This window comes from Flavobacterium sp. RSSA_27, assembly GCF_051547125.1.
Classification (GTDB): domain Bacteria; phylum Bacteroidota; class Bacteroidia; order Flavobacteriales; family Flavobacteriaceae; genus Flavobacterium.
The window spans coordinates 184,152-202,725 of sequence record NZ_JBPTTN010000006.1 but is presented as its reverse complement, the minus strand read 5'-3'; the positions used below and the strand labels follow the sequence as shown (position 1 = coordinate 202,725).

The following is an 18,574-nucleotide window of genomic DNA, read 5'->3' as shown; positions in this document are numbered from 1 at the left end:
GAAGTTTTTATAGCGACTTCAAACCTTTAACAAAATTATACTTTCTTGAATTCGTTTATCCAATTGGCTACCACACCACACCATTCGTCTTCATCATTCATACATGGTACTGCCAAAAATTCTTCTCCACCATGATGAAGGAATTGCTCATTGGCTTCCATAGCGATTTCTTCTAGCGTTTCTAAACAGTCAGCCACAAAAGCTGGGGTTACCACTGCTAATTTCTTAATGCCTTGTTCGGGCATTTTATTGATTTCTACATCGGTATATGGAGTAAGCCATTTGTCACCAGCCAATCGCGATTGGAAGGTTTGGCTGTATTTGCCTTCTGGAATTCCTAATAATTTTACTACTTGCTTGGTAGTTTCATAACATTGATGACGGTAGCAAAACTCATGTGCAGGTGAAGGCGTGTTACAACAAGAACCATCAATTTTACAATGAGAATTCGTCACATCAGTTTTGCGAATGTGACGTTTTGGAATTCCGTGATAAGAGAATAATAAATGATCGTAATCAAATCCTTCCAAATGCTTTTTGATAGAATTAGAAAGTGCCTGAATATAATCAGGTTTGTTGTAGAATGCAGGAACATTCGTAAAGGTCATTTCTGGAAAATACTTTTGACGTAATTCTTCAGCCAAAACCACAATAGTAGTTGTTGAAGCCATAGCGTGTTGTGGATACAAAGGCAAAAGCATTACTTCAGTTACACCTTGGTCTTTGAGTTCTTGCAAGCCTTTTTGAATGGTCATCGTTCCATAACGCATCGCTAAAGCTACTGGAATGTCTACCAATTGTTTCACTTTTTGATGCATTTTTTTCGAAATTACAATCAAAGGAGAACCTTCGCTAGTCCAAATTCTAGCATAGGCTTCGGCCGATTTTTTGGGACGGGTTTGTAAAATAATACCACGAACCAACAAAGCACGCAATAGATAAGGAACATCTATTACATATTTATCCATTAAAAATTCGTCTAGATAGGGTTTAACATCCTTAGCAGTTGGACTTTCTGGGGAACCTAGGTTGACTAATAATACACCTTTCATGTTTTTGTTTTATTTATTGGGATGAAAACTTGCGTTTATTGATTTTGGTTTCAAAAATAGATAAACACTGTTTTTATCAGTTATAGGACTTATTCTTTTTTATGTCTATGTGATAGTTAAAACTAATGGTTTATAGTATGGATGAGTTAATAGACATCAAGTATTTCTTAGGTGTTGTTCCAAATTTCTTCTTGAAAGCAGCTATGAAATGACTCCCGGTACTGTAGCCAATTTTCAAGCCTACTTCGTTTACATTATAGGAACCACTATCTAATAATTGACGGGCATAATCCATTTTGTAATCAAATAAAAAGCCGTAAACGGTATCGCCGTAAATTTGTTTGAACCCCATTTTGAGTTTTTTTAAATTTAATCCAATAGTATCGGCTAGTTCTTGTAAACCGGGAGGTTCGGCCATATTGGCAATGATGATTTCTTTGGCTTTTTTGATTTTCATCACATTGTCCTCATCTATCAAAAATGGACATTGCTCAGCATTGGGATCTTCGGAACGGTTGAAATATAAGCTCAATAACTCATAACCTTTACCTTTATAGTATAAATTTTTAATAGAAGGATTTAAATTGTAATGAAACAATTGCGTTAACACAATAGCCATAGAAGGACTAATATCGCCTTCTTTATAATATTTTTTATCCTTGTTTTCGTCGCTCAAAAAAGGAATGTGGCTGGCTTCGGTTGAAAACAAACCATGAAATTTTTGAATCGAAATCAAAATGGTAATCACCCAAGTGTTGGGCGATAATTCTAGATTGAGCGGTAATTCTTTTTGAGGATTGTAGAACAAATAGGACTTTTCTTCGTTCATTTCTAGAGCATAACTGCCTTGATTGAATAAAAATTTTGCTTTTCCTTTCAATCCAAAATGAAATTGAATCAAGCCATGGCTCACCTCGTGATGCGTGTGAAACGGAGTCTCTTCATCATTTTGAAAACGCAATAAGGTGAAATCATCCTCTATTTTTATAATTTCTTGTGAACTCATAGCGACATTTTTTTTCTATAAAAAAGCTCGTAATGCAGCTATTTTATTTAGAATCACTCTAAATAAAACAATCAATAAGCCTTATATTTGCTACAAAAATAAACGTTTTTGCTTGTAAATAACGAAATAAATCCAAAAAAGCATTGAGCGACACAAAAAGAACTTTTAGCGTTGTTTTTATACGAGCGATAGTTCTAGCTTTGTTCCACTTTTACAGGAACTGTATTTATGGAAAAAAATCAAGGTGCTAAGCACCACTATTTTTACTCGGTTGGATTAAGCTATAAAAAAGCCGATGCTGCGATCAGAGGTAAATTTAGTTTGGATGCATTGGCCAAAACCAATTTGCTACAACAAGCAAAAAACGAGGGAATTCCTGCTTTAATCGTTACTTCTACGTGTAACCGTACCGAAATTTACGGCTACGCAGAGCACCCTTTTCAATTAATAAAACTTCTTTGCGAAAACTCACAAGGCACTGTGGAAGAATTTCAAAAAGTAGCGTATGTTTTCAAAAATCAAGATGCCATCAATCATATTTTTAGAGTAGGAACCGGATTAGACAGTCAGATTTTAGGCGATTTCGAAATCATCAGTCAGCTTAAAAATGGTTTTATCGAGTCGAAAGCTATGAATTTAACCAACGCTTTCATGGAGCGATTGATTAATTCTGTTATTCAGGCTAGCAAAAAAATTAAAAACGAAACCGAAATAAGTTCTGGAGCTACATCAGTTTCTTTTGCTTCGGTTCAGTATATTATCAAAAATGTTCCAGATATCGGGAACAAGAATATTCTACTTTTTGGTACTGGAAAAATTGGCCGAAATACGTGTGAGAATTTGGTAAAACATACCAAAAACGAACATATTACACTAATTAATCGAACCAAAGACAAAGCCGAAAAATTAGCAGGTAAACTAAATTTGATTGTAAAAGATCATTCCGAATTGCACCTAGAATTACAAAAAGCAGATGTGGTAGTGGTAGCAACAGGCGCACAAAATCCAACGGTGGACAAAGCGATTTTGAATCTGAAAAAACCCATGCTGATTTTAGATTTGTCTATCCCAAAAAACGTACATGAAAATGTAACCGAAATTGAAGGGGTGACTTTGATTCATTTGGATCACTTGTCTCAAATGACCGATGAAACCTTAGAAAACAGAAAATTACACATTCCAGCTGCCGAAGCCATTATTGAAGTCATTAAAAATGAATTTTTAGCTTGGACCAAATCTAGAAAATTTGCTCCTACTATTCATGCCTTGAAAGAAAAGCTCAACGCCATCAAAGAGGCCGAATTGAACTTTCAAAGCAAGAAAATAGCCGATTTCAACGAAGAACAAGCCGAAATCATCAGCAACCGCATCATTCAGAAAATCACGACTCATTTTGCCAATCACCTCAAAGATGAAGAAACTATGGTCGATGAAAGTATTGAATGGATTGAAAAAGTTTTTCAAATTGAAACAAATGCAAAATAATATTTCACCATTAAGAGATTAAGAAAATTAAGTATACATGTTTTAAAACTTAATTAATTTACATTCAACTTAAATCTTAATGGTACTTAAATACCTTAATGGTAAAAAAACAAAAAATGGCAGAAAAAACAATACGTATCGGAACCCGCGATAGCGAACTCGCGCTTTGGCAAGCCCACACGGTCGAGAAAAAACTAAACGACTTAGGGTTCAAAACAGAGATTATCGCAGTGAAATCAGAAGGCGATATCATTTTGGACAAACCATTATACGAATTAGGAATCACCGGAATTTTTACCAAAACTCTTGATGTCGCTATGATTAGCGGTCAAGTCGATATTGCGGTACATTCTATGAAAGATGTGCCCACCACATTGCCACAAGGCATTGTGCAAGCCGCCGTTTTAGAGCGTGCGAACACCTTAGATATTCTGGTACACAAAGGCAATCTAGATTTTCTAGAAGGTAGCGGTACCATCGCCACCGGAAGTTTGCGTCGCCAAGCCCAATGGCTCAACAAATATCCTAATCATAAAGTGGTCGATTTGCGAGGCAATGTCAATACTCGTATGCAAAAATTGCAAGACAGTGACTGGAGTGGAGCCGTTTTTGCCGCCGCAGGATTAGAACGCATCAATTTAAAACCAACGGATTTTATCAATTTGGATTGGATGATTCCCGCACCGGCGCAAGGAGCAATGGTAGTGGTTGCCATGGCCGAGGACGAGTTTTGCCGCGAAGCCGTATCCGAATTGAACGATATCGAAACCGAGGTGTGTACCCACATCGAGCGTCAATTTTTACGCCGTCTCGAAGGAGGTTGTACCGCGCCCATCGGAGCCTTGGCAACCTATAACGAAGACGAAGACACCATTCATTTCGAAGGCGTCCTTTTTTCTATCGACGGCCAACAAAAAATAGCCATCAACAAAGTCGTACCCATCGAAGAATGGAAAAATCTAGGCTACCATTCAGCCGAAGAAATCCTCAATAATGGCGGCACCGAGTTGATGAAAACGATAAAAGAAACCTTGAAAAAGTAAGGAGCGAAACACAGGGCTTTTTTGCCAGTATGGGTTCCCGCTGTCCTTCCTATCTTTTTTGTCCCGAAAAAAATCGGCACAAAAAAGGATATTCCCTCCCATCGGGGCTAAGAGAATAACAATAGGCTTTTTCAGAAAACAAACATAAAAATGAGTCAATCCATCCGAATATTATCCACAAAAACACTTTTGCCCAATCAAAAGCAAGCTTTGCTGGACGCTCATTTTGATGTAATCGAAACCAATTTTATCCAAACCACCGCCACGGATTTTTCTTTAGATTCGGTAAACGAGCATTTGATTTTCACCAGTCAAAATGCCGTGAAAAATTTCTTGAAACATCCCAAAGCAGCAGAATTTAAACAAAACAAAGTTTTTTGCGTCGGTTTAAAAACCAAAATAATGCTCACCGAAGCAGGGTTTGAAGTAGAAGCTTATATGGGATATGCTGAAGATTTAGCAGAAATCATTGTACTGATTTATAAAAATGCTAGCTACACTTTTTTTAGCGGAAACCTTCGCAGAAATACGCTACCCGAAGCTTTACAATGTGCGGGTATTGTTTTCAACGAGATTCAAGTATACACGACCACTTTGTCTCCCAAACCAATTCAGGAAAAAGTAGATGGCATTTTATTTTTTAGTCCATCTGCGGTCGAAAGTTATTTAGCAGCAAACAAAATAAAAAACGAAATTTGCTTTTGCATAGGCGAAACCACCGCCGAGGCTTTAGAAAAAAATAAAATCAAGAACATTATCGTAGCCTCTCAACCTTCTATAGAAGATGTAATCGAAGAAGTGCTACAAGAATATACATAAAAGAACAAAAAAATAATAATTTAAGGTGTTCAGACTGAACACTAAAATACTGAACACTGATTACTATGTTAAAGAACGACCTATTTTTAAAAGCATTAAAAGGAGAAACAGTAGAACGTCCACCAGTTTGGATGATGCGTCAAGCCGGAAGATATTTACCAGAATTTCGTGCTTTGCGTGATAAATACGATTTCTTCACGCGTTGCGAAACGCCAGAATTAGCTGCTGAAATTACCGTGCAACCTATTCGTATCGTAGGACCAGATGCAGCGATTTTGTTTTCGGATATTTTGGTAGTGCCTCGTGCTATGGGAATTCACGTAGAATTAAAAGACAATTTAGGGCCGATTATTCCAAATCCAATTCGCACTATGGAGCAAGTCAATCAAGTGATTGTTCCAAATATCGAAGAAACCTTAGGTTACGTAATGGATGCGGTGAAATTGACCAAAGAAATGCTAAATGATGAGGTACCTTTAATTGGTTTTGCAGGTTCACCTTGGACAATTTTCTGCTATGCCGTAGAAGGAAAAGGTTCCAAAAGTTTTGATACGGCCAAAGGTTTTTGCTTCTCTAACCCAGTAGCGGCGCATACCTTATTGCAAAAAATCACCGATACGACTATTTTATACTTGAAAGAAAAAGTAAAAGCGGGAGTAAACGCCGTTCAAATTTTTGATTCTTGGGGAGGAATGTTGTCACCAGTAGATTACCAAGAATTCTCTTGGAAATACATCAACCAAATCGTTGAGGCGTTGGCTGAGGTAACGCCAGTAATTGTTTTCGGAAAAGGATGTTGGTTTGCTTTAAACGAAATGGGAAAAAGCAAAGCTTCTGCTCTTGGAGTAGATTGGACGTGCACGCCAAGAAATGCTCGTTATTTATCTGGTGGAAACATTACTTTGCAAGGAAATTTCGACCCATCCAGATTATTGTCACCTATACCAACCATCAAAAAAATGGTACACGAAATGATTGACGAGTTTGGTGCCGACAAATACGTGGCCAATTTAGGACACGGAATTTTACCAAACATCCCAGTAGACCACGCCAAGGCGTTTGTTGATGCGGTGAAGGAATATAGAAAGAAATAGAAAGTGGTCAGTTGGCAGGATTTAGTGTTCAGCAAAAAAGACAGATAACGTATATTTTTACTTTTTGTAAAAAGTTCCGTAAGAACGACTAATCTAGTGGCAACGGATTTTAATCCGTTGAATAAAAAAAATAGAAGAAAATGCTAAGCAAAGGATTGCGAGATAAAGAAAGTACCCGAATAGACCATTGTCTAAAGCAGTTGCATTCTTTAGTATTGCCGCCTTTGGATTGGAATTTAGACCGAAAAGACGCACTCGAAGTAGAGTTGAAAGATTTCGCAATGGATTTGGAAAGTCTGAACGTTTTTTCACCAGAGGATTTGCTGCTTCATCTGCAGCGCCTTCATTTCGATTGGAACCAATTGGAATCCTTTGCCGATTTTTTAATAGCGTTATCTGCAGCAAGTCCCTTTTCTTTTTCAGAAAAAGCACTCGCTGTTTATCGTTTTATTCAAAAAGAAAGTAAAGTGTTTTCGTTTGGGATTAATGCTAAAATGGCGGCTTTAACGGACATCAATACTAACACAAAATAAATTCCTAGTTCCCCCTTTCCTTCGGAGAGGGGATAGGGGTGAGGCTTATGAAAAATAAATTTTACACTTACATACAAAACCTTCAAGACCAAATTGTAGCCGGATTAGAAGCGGTTGATGGTCAGGCCAAATTCAAAGAAGACCTTTGGGACCGCCCAGAAGGGGGAGGCGGAAGAACACGTGTAATCGAGAACGGTGCCGTTTTCGAAAAAGGCGGCGTCAATATTTCGGCAGTACACGGTAAATTACCAGACAGTATGCAGAAATTATTCAACGTTGGTGAAGCTGATTTTTTTGCCTGCGGTTTGAGTTTGGTATTGCATCCCAAAAATCCAATGGCACCAACGGTACACGCCAATTGGCGTTATTTCGAGATGTATGATGACAACGGAAATGTTATCAATTCTTGGTTTGGAGGAGGACAGGATTTAACGCCGTATTATCTGTTTGAAGAAGATGCTGTTCATTTTCATCAAACTTGTAAAACCGCTTGCGACAAGCACAATCCTGAGTTTTATCCCAAATATAAAAAACAGTGCGATGCTTATTTTTGGAATGCACATCGTAACGAGGCTCGCGGAATAGGTGGTTTATTCTTTGATTACTGCAAAGCTTCTGAAACAATGAGTATGGAAGATTGGTACAATTTCGTAACTGAAGTAGGCAATAGTTTTCTTCAAGCTTACGTTCCTATTGTAGAACGAAGAAAAAATTTGCCCTATAATCAAGAACAACGTACTTGGCAGGAAATTCGTCGAGGTCGTTATGTCGAATTCAATTTGGTACACGACAAAGGCACTTTATTTGGTTTAAAAACCAACGGAAGAATTGAGAGTATTTTAATGTCGTTGCCACCGCATGTGCAATGGGTGTATGACCATCATCCAGTCTCGGGTAGCGAAGAAGAAAAAATACTAAAAATATTAGAAAAACCAATTGATTGGGTTTAAGCTAAGAGTGAATAAAAAACACTTTATATATTAGACTTTTAAACTATTTTAAACAATATAGTATGTTTCCATTACACAGAAACCGTCGCTTAAGAGTGAACGAATCCATACGAAGCTTAGTGAGAGAAACCACTTTAAGCCCTAGCGATTTTATGTTTCCAATGTTCATAGCTGAGGGCGAAAAGGTACAAGTTGAAATTCCTTCTATGCCTGGAATCTATAGACGTTCCATTGATTTAACCGTGAAAGAAGTGCAAGAGCTTTTCGAATTGGGTATTCGTGCGGTCAATATTTATGTAAAAGTTAGCGAGGATTTAAAAGACAATACCGGTAAAGAAGCTTGGAATCCTAACGGATTAATGCAACAAGCCATTCGTGCTATCAAAGCGGCTTGTCCAGAAATGATTGTCATGCCCGATGTGGCTTTAGACCCTTATTCTATGTATGGTCATGACGGTATCATTGCCAATGGCGATGTAGAAAATGACTCGACCAACGACGCTTTGGTAAAAATGGCCGTTTCGCATGCTGAGGGCGGTGCCGATTTTGTAGCACCAAGCGATATGATGGACGGACGCGTATTGCGTTTGCGTCAAGGATTGGATGCCGCAGGCTATCATCACGTGGGGATTATGAGTTATTCGGCCAAGTATGCTTCGGCATTTTATGGCCCGTTTCGCGATGCGCTAGACAGTGCTCCAAGAGAAGCCGAGATCGAAGTACCCAAAGACAAAAAGACCTACCAAATGGATTATGCCAATCGCATCGAAGCCATCAAAGAGGCCTTGTCTGATGTGGAAGAAGGTGCCGATATGGTGATGGTAAAACCCGGAATTGCCTATTTGGATATCGTGCGTGAGGTGAAAAATGCCGTGAATGTACCCGTAACGGTTTTCCATGTTTCGGGCGAATATGCTATGATTAAAGCCGCAGCAGAGCGAGGATGGCTCGATAACGACAAGATAATGATGGAGCAGTTAATGTGTATCAAGCGAGCTGGAGCCAGTTTAATCTCGACCTATTTTGCCAAAGAAGCTGCAATTCTTTTAAAAAAACAAAACCGCTAAACACTAGACCAGTATTACTGAAACCCACAACTTAAAATAAATTGTTATGAGAAATGTAATCATTCTTGCGGCTGTTTTGCTTGTTGCTTCTTGCAAAAAAGAAAGCCAAGAACCTTTTGGAAAAACGGAAGCAACTACAGAAACAACTACAGAAATCACTTCTACTCCCGAAAATTTAGGAAAAGAACTTTTTGAAGGAAAAGGAGCTTGTATAGCCTGTCATCGAGTAGAAACTAAATTAGTTGGTCCAAGTGTACAAGACATGGCCAAAGCCTACAAAGAGAAGAACGGAGACCTAGTGGCTTTCCTCAAAGAAGAGGCACAACCCATTATGGACCCAAGTCAATATGAAATAATGAAGGCCAATTTTGCCATTACCAAAGCCATGTCCGATGATGAATTAAAAGAAATAGAAGCCTATATTTATTCAACCATGAAATAAAAAATCCTGAGCGAAGTCGAAGTGTTAGGAGTTGTTTACTTCATCCGTTCGCTCGAGCCCTGCTCTACACTATATCTTTCCCGCCGTCACGAAGGTTTTCGGGACTGGCGGCAATGGATGCCGTTTCGATCAGGGTAAACCAAACATGAACCATTTGTACAAACGAATGGTTTTTTTTTGAATTTAGTTAAATAATGAACCGCAAAGTTCTCAATGGGTTACGCGAGGGAAGCAATTACAGTCCAAAAACCATTTGCGAAAATTTGTGAAATTTGCAGTTTCTTTTTTTCTTTGCGAACCTTTCGTAAATCTTTGTGCCCCTTGAGGTTGCCTTTTTTAATCATTTAAGGTAATATAAGTTTTTTAAAATCCGTTTCATCCGTTCAATCCGTGGCTCAATTACTGTATTTTCACAAAAATAATTTGCGTTAATTCGTTTAATTTGCGGTTGATTTTTTTAAAACCATTTAAGACATATAAGGTCATTTAAGTTTTTTCATTGCGAACTATGCGTAAATTTTTTGCGCCCCTTGCGGTTATCTTTTTTTTCAACCACAAATGGCATATAAATTCGTTTTATCCTTAGCAGAATCACCGCCATTCATACAAAAACTTTTAGTACTTTGCGGTTCAATTCAAACCGACTTATGGAAACCGTTGCTATCAATACACCACTAGGAATTGCTCAAATTAAAGGCGACGAAAACGGCATTGCTCAAATTTCCGTTATCAATGAGGGAGACGTTTCCTCTGAAATCCCATCAGTTTTACAAAACGCAGTTACCCAACTTAACGACTATTTTCAGGGCAATCGAACCCATTTTGATTTTAAACTTAACCCCAAAGGCACCGAATTCCAACAAAAAGTGTGGCAAGCCCTACTCGAAATTCCATACGGAAAAACCTGTAGTTATATGGATTTGTCCAAAAAATTAGGCGATGTCAAAGCCATACGGGCAGTAGCTTCTGCCAACGGGAAAAATCCGCTATGGATTGTAGTACCCTGTCACAGAGTGATTGGCACCGATGGCTCACTAACGGGCTATGCTGGCGGATTGTGGCGCAAAAAATGGCTGCTCGAACACGAAAATCCAACAGCGCAACAAAGTTTGTTCTAAGAAAAGCGAAACTGTTTTTTACAAAATTTGACGACTCAGATTACAAAATTACCTAAATTTAGGACTTCAATAGTTAGTGAAAATTCGTGCAATTCGTGTTTAAAATTTAATTTATGATCGAAAAAATAAACCTCAATACTATTCTTTTTCTAGATATAGAAACCGTTCCTGAAGTAGAAAACTTCACAACTTTGGATGACGAAATGAAAGCGCTTTGGGACCAAAAAACAGTATACCAACGCAAAGACGATTTTACACCTGAAGAATTTTATGATCGCGCTGGAATTTGGGCCGAGTTTGGAAAAATTGTGTGTATTTCGGTAGGTTATTTTATCATCAAAGGGGACATTCGTAATTTTAGAGTGACCTCTTTTTTTGGTGAAGAAAGGCAGCTTTTGAAGGATTTTAGTAATCTCATCAATAATCATTTTAATCAGCCGCAACACCTGTTGTGTGGTCATAACGCCAAAGAATTTGATATTCCGTTTTTAGCAAGAAGAATGATCATCAACCAAATGCCTATCCCTGACAAACTCAATTTATTTGGCAAAAAACCTTGGGAGATTCCGCATTTGGACACCTTAGAATTATGGAAATTTGGGGATTACAAGCATTTTACTTCCTTAAAATTAATGTGTAAAGTACTTGGTATTCCTTCCTCCAAAGGCGATATCGACGGCAGCCAAGTCGGACATGTTTTTTATGTAGAGAAAGACATCGATCGCATCGTAACCTATTGCGAAAAAGACACTATTGCCGTGGCGCAGATTTTCCTTCGCCTTCGCAGAGAAGATCTACTGATTGAAGAGGAGATTATTCACGTGTAATCCTACTGCAACCCCTTTAGGGTTTAAAACCCTGAAGGGGTTATTTAAATAAAATAGTACATTTACAAAAATTATAAATTATGGTATTGAGTAGATTTTGGTTGGTTATATTTATTTCTTCCATCCTTTTTGTAGTTGTGAGTTTGTTTTCGGGCAATAGTTATACTATAGATCATGTTTTGAATGGCAAAAAAGACGATCCTATTTTACTATCGGAACACTATCTTGAACAAATGCCTGCTTTTATCAAAGACAGTCTTAAAAAGGCACCCGACCAAACGATGGTCATCAATCGAGATACCCTAAACGCCGACACTACTTATGTGTATAAAAACAAAGTAGTCAAAGTATTTAGCGGTGTTCAAAAATCGGATGGGCTCTTGCCAACATGTAAAAGTACGTTGCTCGATTTGATCTTGCCATTGATGGCTTACCTAGCTTTTTTCTGTGGACTGATGGAATTATTAATCATTTCAGGGGCTTCGGAAAAACTAGCCAGAGTATTGAGCCCAGTGTTCGTAAAAGTATTTCCTAGTATTCCTAAAAATCACCCTTCGATTTCTTACATGACCTTGAATTTTGCTGCAAATTTCTTAGGGTTAGATTCAGCCGCCACACCTTTTGGATTAAAAGCGATGGAAAGTTTGCAAACCATCAATCCCGAAAAAGATAAAGCCAGTGACGCACAGATTATGTTCATGTGTTTGCACGCATCGGGACTTACATTGATTGCTACTTCTATCATTGGTTATCGTGCTGCAGCAGGCGCTAGCAATCCAGCCGATGTGATGTTGCCTTGTATTATTACTTCTTTCATCGGAACCATTGCGGCTTTCTTAATTGTAGGTATAAAACAAAAAATCAATTTTAAAAGTGCTTCGTTAGTGCTAGGATTAATGGTTTTAATCGCCGCTATTGTAGGTTTATTGATGTATGTGAATCACTTGGATTTAATTGGTAAAAATTACTTTACTTCTAATCTTTCAGCTTTAATTTTAGTGGCTATTATTGCTTTTACGCTGATTTTGTCTTTTGTAAAAGAAAAGAAATTTACAGAGGCAGGTACCACCGTTTACGAAGCGTTTGTAACGGGAGCCAATAATGGAGTGAAAACAGGAGTGACCATTTTTCCTTATGTTTTGGGAATGTTGGTCGCTATCTCTTTGTTCAGAAATAGTGGTTTATTTGAGATTGTGAGCAATTGGGTAGCATTTGCATTTTCTAATATGGGAGTTAACAAACAAATCACCGATGCGTTGCCAGTAGCCTTGCTTAGACCGTTTAGCTCGGCAGGATCACGTGGCTTTTTGATTGATTCCATGAATACTTTTGGAGCCGATTCGATGACCGGAAGACTCAGCAGTATTTTTCAATGCAGCGCCGAAAGTACTTTTTATGTAATTGCGGTTTATTTTGGTTCGGTAAATATCAAAAATACCCGTTATGCTTTAGGAACAATGTTGTTGGTAGACGTGATTTGTGTAATTACGGCAATTTTCGTGGCTAGCTGGTTTTTTTAAATTATTGTGATAAAATAATGACACACGATTAACGGATTTCAATCCGTTGATGGATAAATAATGCAACAATTTAGTTCCGTAGGAACGAAACATATTATATATGGCCAACAACTTTTATCAAATATTTATTCGTTGGGTCGAACGTAATTTTAACATTACCCATTATCCGTTTTTGAATAAATAAATTAAAGTCCAAAAAGCAATCCTTGTGTCTGATTGTTAATTTATACCAATTCTAAAAGATAAGTTTTGAGAAATGGATTTTCATTCTTTCAACAATTCTTATCTTTACCTTTTATAAAAAACAATACACTATGGACTTTATATACCAGGATCCTTATCCTATTTTAAAAGACGAAACCCAATACCGAAAAATTACTTCCGATTTTGTAAAGGTCGAGCAATTAGGCGAACGTGAGATTTTAACCATCGACCCAAAAGGGTTAGAATTATTGGCGCAAGAAGCCATGAGAGATGTTTCTTTTATGCTACGTACTTCGCATTTAGAAAAGTTAAGAGCCATTTTGGATGACCCAGAAGCGACCGATAACGATCGTTTTGTAGCTTATAATTTATTGCAAAATGCAGTAGTAGCTATCGATGGCGAATTGCCTTCTTGCCAAGATACGGGGACAGCTATTGTGATGGCCAAAAAAGGCGAGAATGTATACACCGGTGTTGATGATGCAGAGTATTTGTCTAGAGGGATTTTTAATACCTATCAAGAAAAGAACCTTCGTTATTCTCAAATTGTGCCGATCAGTATGTTTGAAGAAAAAAATTCAGGATCAAATCTTCCAGCCCAAATTGATATTTATGCTAAAAAAGGAGCTTCATATGAATTTCTATTTTTAGCTAAAGGAGGAGGCTCAGCGAATAAAACGTATTTATACCAACAAACGAAGTCATTGTTGAATGAGAAATCGTTAGATGCTTTTATTCGTGCTAAGATTATGGATTTGGGGACCTCTGCTTGCCCACCTTACCACTTGGCTTTGGTGATTGGAGGAACTTCTGCCGAAGCTAACTTGGCAGCTGTAAAAAAAGCTTCTGCAGGTTATTTTGATCATTTGCCTACTTCTGGAAATATGGCTGGTCAAGCTTTCCGTGATTTGGAGTGGGAAAAAAGAGTACAAATCATTTGTCAAGAAAGCCATATTGGAGCACAATTTGGAGGTAAATATTTTACGCACGATGTTCGTGTCATTCGTTTGCCACGTCATGCTGCTTCTTGTCCAGTAGGATTAGGAGTTTCTTGTTCGGCGGATAGAAATATCAAAGGTAAAATTACCAAAGACGGTATTTTTGTTGAACAATTGGAAGTAAATCCAAAACGAATGTTGCCAGAAACACCTCCTCATTTAGAAGCGGCTGTAGAGATTGATTTGAACAAGCCTATGCCAGAAATTTTGGCTGAGTTGTCTAAATATCCTATCAAAACACGATTAAAACTAAACGGCACCTTGATTGTAGCTCGTGATATTGCACATGCAAAAATTAAAGAGTTGTTAGATGCCGGAAAGCCAATGCCGGAGTACTTTAAAAATCACCCTATTTATTATGCTGGACCAGCCAAAACACCAGAAGGAATGCCATCGGGAAGTTTTGGACCAACCACTGCAGGTCGTATGGATGTGTATGTTGAGGAGTTCCAAAAAAATGGTGGAAGTATGGTGATGTTGGCCAAAGGTAACCGAACCAAAGACGTAATGAACGCTTGTAAAACCTATGGAGGTTTCTATTTGGGGTCTATTGGTGGGCCAGCTGCTATTTTGGCAAAAGAGAATATTCTTTCTGTTGAGGTAGTAGATTTTGAAGAATTAGGAATGGAAGCCGTACGAAAAATAACAGTTAAAGATTTCCCTGCTTTTATTATTACCGATGATAAAGGGAATGACTTTTTCGAAAATTTATAATTCATAATCATTTAACTTAGACTGTCTCACTAGAGACAGTCTTTTTTTTACTCTTTTTATTTGAAACCAACACTATTAGTTTTAGCAGCAGGTTTAGGTTCTCGTTACGGAGGCCTTAAACAGCTTGACGGATTAGGACCTCAGGGGCAAATTATCATGGATTATTCTATTCATGATGCTTTGAAAGCAGGTTTTGGAAACGTGGTTTTGATTGTACAAGAACCAATGATTCCAGTGCTTAGTGAGCGCTATTTGGTGCAACAACAATTGCCCGTTTCTTTTGTGATTCAAGATCGAAAAATTGAAAGAAACAATATAGTATACGAAAATGCCAAACCTTGGGGGACGGCTCATGCTTTGTGGTGTGCTAAAAAAGCAATACAAGGAAATTTTTTGTTGATTAATGCGGATGATTTTTACGGTCAAAACTCCTTTGTTTTAGCCCATCAACATTTAGCCCAAAATGTAAATCCGTGTGCAATTGTATTTCCTATCTTGAAAACCTTATCCGAAAATGGTACCGTAAATCGAGCAGAAGTTTCTATTGAAAATGGCTTTTTGAAGGATTCTATCGAGAGAGAAAAAATCAGCAAGACCAATGAAGGTATTTTTTACCCTGATTCAAAAGGAGAAAGTGTATCATTGCCCGAGAGCACTTTGGTCTCTATGAACATGTGGGGGTTTACACCTGCAATTTTTGATTTCTTAGAAAAAGATTTGGATGCCTTTATTCAAAAATGGCAAAACAATCCTGCAATCGAGTATCAGTTGCCTCAGGTGGTTGCCGCTATGATTGAAGCTGGTGTTTATCAAATATCGGTGATTTCGACCAACGAAGAATGGATTGGAGTTACGTATCAAGAGGATAAGCAAAAAGCAATGAAGCAATTAAAAAAGCTTCATGATTTAGGGGTGTATAGCGAAAAATTATGAAGGTAATTGCAAAGATAGTTAGCGTTTTTTTAGGAGCTGTTACTATTCACGATGTAGTGATTCTACAAAGTGGCTTAATCAATAGTACGTATAAAGTTGCGACTTCAAAGGGTGATTTTATTTTACAAAAGATGAATCAAACTGTTTTTCCTAACATTCATGCGCTCTTGAATAATAAAATAAAGATTACCCAATATTTTCAAAAGATAGGCTTTCCTACTATCACATTTCTCTCTACTTCAGAGGGCTTGTGTTATACTCAAGAAGGTGAGGATACTTGGCAATTGTCGGTCTATGTTCCATCGGTAGTTAAGGAAAAAATAGAATCGCCTAGGATGGCTGAAAAAGCAGGGATTTACTTGGCTCAATTTCATAAAGCGTTGCTAGATTTTCCAATTACTGAGCTTGAATATACCCTTCCAGATTTTCATAACACACCCAAGCGATATACTTATTTTAAGGAGAAGCTTGTTACTGCTTCAAAAGAGCGTTTGCTCAATGCGACTAAAGAAATAGAGCAACTGGAGTATTATTATGATACAATAGCCTCAGTAGCTTTAGCCATTCAAAAAGGAGAAATCCCATTGCGCGTTGTACATAATGACACCAAAATTGGGAATATGCTTTTTGATGAAAAAGACAATATTATTTGCATTATTGATTACGATACCATAATGCCAGGGAGTATCCTTCATGATGTGGGCGATGCCTTAAGGACGGGTGCCAATACGGCCAGTGAGGAAGAAAAAGATTTGAGCAAAGTAAATTTTGATGCTAAAATCTACGAATCTTTCATGAAAGGATATACCGATGAAGCCCTTTCTTTTATGACTGCAAATGAAGCCCAAGCGATTCACCTTAGTTTGCCCTTGCTGCTTTTTGAACAAGCTTGCCGTTTTCTGTCAGACTATTTAGATAACGATTCGTATTATGCTACCACTTATGAAGAACATAACTTGGTTCGAGCCAAAACTCAAATTCATTTATTAACGCAAGTTTGTGGCTATTTCAATTTATAGTTTAGGTCTAGAATTTTATAAAAATCCCACATCAGAAAAGATACTTATGTGGGATTTTTGGTTTTTTTTAGTCAATCATCATTTCTGGAATTTCGCCTTCAATGATTAAGTCGGCCTCCGTAGAAGCGATGATATGTTCTACCGATACACCAGGGGCTCTTTCTAAAAGTTTAAATCCTTTTGGAGTGATTTCCATAACTGCCAACTCGGTTACTACTTTTTTTACACAGCCAACTCCAGTTAAAGGTAAGGTACATTTTTTCAGGATTTTACTTTCACCAGCTTTGTTCACATGCATCATCGCAACAATGATATTATCTGCTGATGCGACTAAATCCATAGCGCCACCCATTCCTTTGACCATTTTCCCTGGAATTTTCCAATTGGCTATGTCACCGTTTTCGGCTACTTCCATGGCACCGAGAATAGTTAAGTCTACATGTTGACCGCGAATCATTCCAAAACTTGTAGCGGAATCAAAAAAACTAGCTCCTGGTAAGGTGGTAATGGTTTGTTTGCCAGCATTGATTAAATCGGCATCTTCTTCGCCTTCAAAAGGAAAAGGGCCCATTCCTAGAACACCGTTTTCACTTTGAAATTCAACCGAAATATCTTCTCTTACATAATTGGCTACCAAGGTTGGAATCCCAATGCCTAGGTTCACAAAGTAACCGTCTTGTACTTCTTTTGCAATGCGTTTTGCAATATCTTCTTTTGTTAGCATACTTTTCTTTTTTGAAACATTTAAGTCATGTTAGTTTTTATCTGAATCTTAGACATTTTTTTTAAACCAAATAAGGTAGTTCGAGTCATTTAAGATTTAGCTTCAGACGGAACACTAAAAAACTGACCACTGACTACTATTTTTTCCTAACTGTTCTTTGCTCTATTCGTTTTTCATATTTTTCGCCTTGAAAAATACGTTGAACTAAAATTCCAGGAATGTGAACTTGATTCGGGTCCAAAGTTCCTGCTTCAACTAATTCTTCTACTTCGGCTATGGTAATTTTTGCGGCACCACACATGCACGGATTAAAATTTCTAGCCGTTCCTTTGAAGATTAAATTTCCAGCAGTATCCCCTTTCCAAGCTTTCACAATGGCAAAATCAGCTTTGAAAGCTTCTTCCATAATGTGCATTTTTCCATTGAATTCTCGTACTTCTTTCCCTTTGGCAACTTCAGTTCCATAACCAGCTGGAGTAAAAAACGCTGGAATTCCAGCTTGAGCCGCCCGACAACGTTCAGCCAAAGTACCTTGAGGAATCAAATCTACTTCGAGTTCGCCAGAGAGCATTTGGCGTTCAAATTCTGCATTTTCTCCCACATAAGAAGAAATCATTTTTTTGATTTGTTTTTTTTGTAAAAGCAAACCAAGTCCAAAATCATCTACACCAGCGTTATTTGAAATACAAGTTAGATCGTTAACGCCTTTTTGAACTAAAGCTGCAATGGAGTTTTCGGGTATTCCACAAAGGCCAAAGCCACCTAACATCAGTGTCATTCCGTTTTCGATGCCTTGAAGGGCATCTTGAACATTGGAAACCGTTTTGTTTATCATATGTTTACAATTTATTTTAGGGATAATGTATTTATTCAATAAAACAACGACTTAAAATCTCTTTAATATTAGAAATTTTATCGCAGCCGCTAAATTAATTCAAAAAAAGAAGCAATAACGAAATCGATTGCGAAGATTGGTTTTAAAAGTGTATTTTTTTTGAAATAAAGAAGCCATAACGATAGTTAAAA

18 protein-coding genes are annotated in these 18,574 nt (G+C 37.6%); 14 read left to right on the top strand and 4 right to left on the bottom strand.

What is annotated here, in order from left to right; genetic code table 11:
• Nucleotides 1-35: 35 nt before the first annotated feature.
• Together hemH and ACSVH5_RS10200 are read right to left on the bottom strand one after the other, a co-directional pair.
• The gene (hemH, locus tag ACSVH5_RS10205) at nt 36-1,052 is read right to left on the bottom strand and encodes a ferrochelatase (RefSeq protein ID WP_438061335.1); all 1,017 of its coding nucleotides are present in this window, start codon (nt 1,050-1,052) and stop codon (nt 36-38) included.
• A gap of 130 nt (nt 1,053-1,182) precedes the next feature.
• Nucleotides 1,183-2,058, bottom strand: coding sequence for a helix-turn-helix domain-containing protein (locus tag ACSVH5_RS10200; RefSeq protein WP_438061334.1), 876 nt, complete (start codon nt 2,056-2,058; stop codon nt 1,183-1,185).
• Between the two features lie 228 nt (nt 2,059-2,286).
• Here ACSVH5_RS10200 and hemA point away from each other — a divergent pair, with 228 nt between their 5' ends.
• From hemA to ACSVH5_RS10130, 14 genes are all read left to right on the top strand, one after another.
• The gene (gene hemA, locus ACSVH5_RS10195) at nt 2,287-3,543 is read left to right on the top strand and encodes a glutamyl-tRNA reductase (protein ID WP_438061333.1); all 1,257 of its coding nucleotides are present in this window, start codon (nt 2,287-2,289) and stop codon (nt 3,541-3,543) included.
• Nucleotides 3,544-3,659: 116 nt separating this feature from the next.
• Entirely contained in the window at nt 3,660-4,586 is a 927-nt protein-coding gene (gene hemC, locus ACSVH5_RS10190) for a hydroxymethylbilane synthase (protein ID WP_438061332.1), read from the top strand.
• Nucleotides 4,587-4,736: 150 nt separating this feature from the next.
• Nucleotides 4,737-5,405, top strand: a complete 669-nt coding sequence (locus ACSVH5_RS10185; protein ID WP_438061331.1) for a uroporphyrinogen-III synthase — start codon at nt 4,737-4,739, stop codon at nt 5,403-5,405.
• A gap of 65 nt (nt 5,406-5,470) precedes the next feature.
• Nucleotides 5,471-6,499 (top strand): uroporphyrinogen decarboxylase, encoded by a 1,029-nt coding sequence (hemE, locus tag ACSVH5_RS10180; RefSeq protein ID WP_438061330.1) that lies wholly within the window; start codon nt 5,471-5,473, stop codon nt 6,497-6,499.
• A 140-nt stretch (nt 6,500-6,639) separates the two neighbouring features.
• Nucleotides 6,640-7,032 carry a hypothetical protein gene (locus ACSVH5_RS10175; protein WP_438061329.1) on the top strand — a complete coding sequence of 131 codons (393 nt, stop codon included), beginning with the start codon at nt 6,640-6,642 and terminating at the stop codon, nt 7,030-7,032.
• A 47-nt stretch (nt 7,033-7,079) separates the two neighbouring features.
• Complete coding sequence (gene hemF / locus ACSVH5_RS10170) at nt 7,080-7,982, top strand: oxygen-dependent coproporphyrinogen oxidase (protein ID WP_438061328.1); 903 nt, start codon at nt 7,080-7,082, stop codon at nt 7,980-7,982.
• Between the two features lie 62 nt (nt 7,983-8,044).
• A complete protein-coding gene (hemB, locus tag ACSVH5_RS10165) occupies nt 8,045-9,049 on the top strand; it encodes a porphobilinogen synthase (RefSeq protein WP_438061327.1) in 1,005 nt (334 codons plus the stop codon).
• Nucleotides 9,050-9,095: 46 nt separating this feature from the next.
• Nucleotides 9,096-9,491 (top strand): c-type cytochrome, encoded by a 396-nt coding sequence (locus ACSVH5_RS10160; RefSeq protein WP_438061326.1) that lies wholly within the window; start codon nt 9,096-9,098, stop codon nt 9,489-9,491.
• A gap of 647 nt (nt 9,492-10,138) precedes the next feature.
• Nucleotides 10,139-10,609, top strand: coding sequence for a methylated-DNA--[protein]-cysteine S-methyltransferase (locus tag ACSVH5_RS10155; protein WP_438061325.1), 471 nt, complete (start codon nt 10,139-10,141; stop codon nt 10,607-10,609).
• Between the two features lie 113 nt (nt 10,610-10,722).
• The gene (locus ACSVH5_RS10150) at nt 10,723-11,436 is read left to right on the top strand and encodes a 3'-5' exonuclease (RefSeq protein ID WP_438061324.1); all 714 of its coding nucleotides are present in this window, start codon (nt 10,723-10,725) and stop codon (nt 11,434-11,436) included.
• 80 nt (nt 11,437-11,516) lie between these two features.
• On the top strand, nt 11,517-12,956 hold the full coding sequence (locus tag ACSVH5_RS10145; protein WP_438061323.1) for a nucleoside recognition domain-containing protein: 1,440 nt from the start codon (nt 11,517-11,519) through the stop codon (nt 12,954-12,956).
• A 314-nt stretch (nt 12,957-13,270) separates the two neighbouring features.
• Nucleotides 13,271-14,872, top strand: coding sequence for a fumarate hydratase (locus ACSVH5_RS10140; protein ID WP_438061322.1), 1,602 nt, complete (start codon nt 13,271-13,273; stop codon nt 14,870-14,872).
• Nucleotides 14,873-14,932: 60 nt separating this feature from the next.
• Complete coding sequence (locus ACSVH5_RS10135) at nt 14,933-15,805, top strand: nucleotidyltransferase family protein (protein WP_438061321.1); 873 nt, start codon at nt 14,933-14,935, stop codon at nt 15,803-15,805.
• Nucleotides 15,802-16,824, top strand: coding sequence for a phosphotransferase enzyme family protein (locus tag ACSVH5_RS10130; RefSeq protein WP_438061320.1), 1,023 nt, complete (start codon nt 15,802-15,804; stop codon nt 16,822-16,824). The genes ACSVH5_RS10135 and ACSVH5_RS10130 overlap by 4 nt, the downstream gene beginning before the upstream one ends.
• 67 nt (nt 16,825-16,891) lie before the next feature.
• Here the strand turns inward: ACSVH5_RS10130 and ACSVH5_RS10125 are convergent, their stop codons facing one another.
• Both ACSVH5_RS10125 and ACSVH5_RS10120 read right to left on the bottom strand, forming a co-directional pair.
• Nucleotides 16,892-17,548 carry a CoA transferase subunit B gene (locus ACSVH5_RS10125; RefSeq protein WP_438061319.1) on the bottom strand — a complete coding sequence of 219 codons (657 nt, stop codon included), beginning with the start codon at nt 17,546-17,548 and terminating at the stop codon, nt 16,892-16,894.
• 136 nt (nt 17,549-17,684) lie between these two features.
• Nucleotides 17,685-18,383, bottom strand: coding sequence for a CoA transferase subunit A (locus tag ACSVH5_RS10120; RefSeq protein ID WP_438061318.1), 699 nt, complete (start codon nt 18,381-18,383; stop codon nt 17,685-17,687).
• Between the last annotated feature and the right edge of the window lie 191 nt (nt 18,384-18,574).

Excerpts from the sequence above, each read along its gene's own strand:
- hemB (WP_438061327.1), top strand. The coding sequence starts at position 8,045 with ATGTTTCCATTACACAGAAACCGTCGCTTAAGAGTGAACGAATCCATA.
- ACSVH5_RS10130 (WP_438061320.1), top strand. The coding sequence starts at position 15,802 with ATGAAGGTAATTGCAAAGATAGTTAGCGTTTTTTTAGGAGCTGTTACT.
- ACSVH5_RS10160 (WP_438061326.1), top strand. The coding sequence starts at position 9,096 with ATGAGAAATGTAATCATTCTTGCGGCTGTTTTGCTTGTTGCTTCTTGC.
- ACSVH5_RS10120 (WP_438061318.1), bottom strand. The coding sequence starts at position 18,383 with ATGATAAACAAAACGGTTTCCAATGTTCAAGATGCCCTTCAAGGCATC.
- hemF (WP_438061328.1), top strand. The coding sequence starts at position 7,080 with ATGAAAAATAAATTTTACACTTACATACAAAACCTTCAAGACCAAATT.
- ACSVH5_RS10140 (WP_438061322.1), top strand. The coding sequence starts at position 13,271 with ATGGACTTTATATACCAGGATCCTTATCCTATTTTAAAAGACGAAACC.
- ACSVH5_RS10185 (WP_438061331.1), top strand. The coding sequence starts at position 4,737 with ATGAGTCAATCCATCCGAATATTATCCACAAAAACACTTTTGCCCAAT.
- hemH (WP_438061335.1), bottom strand. The coding sequence starts at position 1,052 with ATGAAAGGTGTATTATTAGTCAACCTAGGTTCCCCAGAAAGTCCAACT.
- ACSVH5_RS10150 (WP_438061324.1), top strand. The coding sequence starts at position 10,723 with ATGATCGAAAAAATAAACCTCAATACTATTCTTTTTCTAGATATAGAA.
- hemC (WP_438061332.1), top strand. The coding sequence starts at position 3,660 with ATGGCAGAAAAAACAATACGTATCGGAACCCGCGATAGCGAACTCGCG.
- ACSVH5_RS10125 (WP_438061319.1), bottom strand. The coding sequence starts at position 17,548 with ATGCTAACAAAAGAAGATATTGCAAAACGCATTGCAAAAGAAGTACAA.
- hemA (WP_438061333.1), top strand. The coding sequence starts at position 2,287 with ATGGAAAAAAATCAAGGTGCTAAGCACCACTATTTTTACTCGGTTGGA.
- ACSVH5_RS10200 (WP_438061334.1), bottom strand. The coding sequence starts at position 2,058 with ATGAGTTCACAAGAAATTATAAAAATAGAGGATGATTTCACCTTATTG.
- ACSVH5_RS10145 (WP_438061323.1), top strand. The coding sequence starts at position 11,517 with ATGGTATTGAGTAGATTTTGGTTGGTTATATTTATTTCTTCCATCCTT.
- ACSVH5_RS10175 (WP_438061329.1), top strand. The coding sequence starts at position 6,640 with ATGCTAAGCAAAGGATTGCGAGATAAAGAAAGTACCCGAATAGACCAT.
- hemE (WP_438061330.1), top strand. The coding sequence starts at position 5,471 with ATGTTAAAGAACGACCTATTTTTAAAAGCATTAAAAGGAGAAACAGTA.
- ACSVH5_RS10155 (WP_438061325.1), top strand. The coding sequence starts at position 10,139 with ATGGAAACCGTTGCTATCAATACACCACTAGGAATTGCTCAAATTAAA.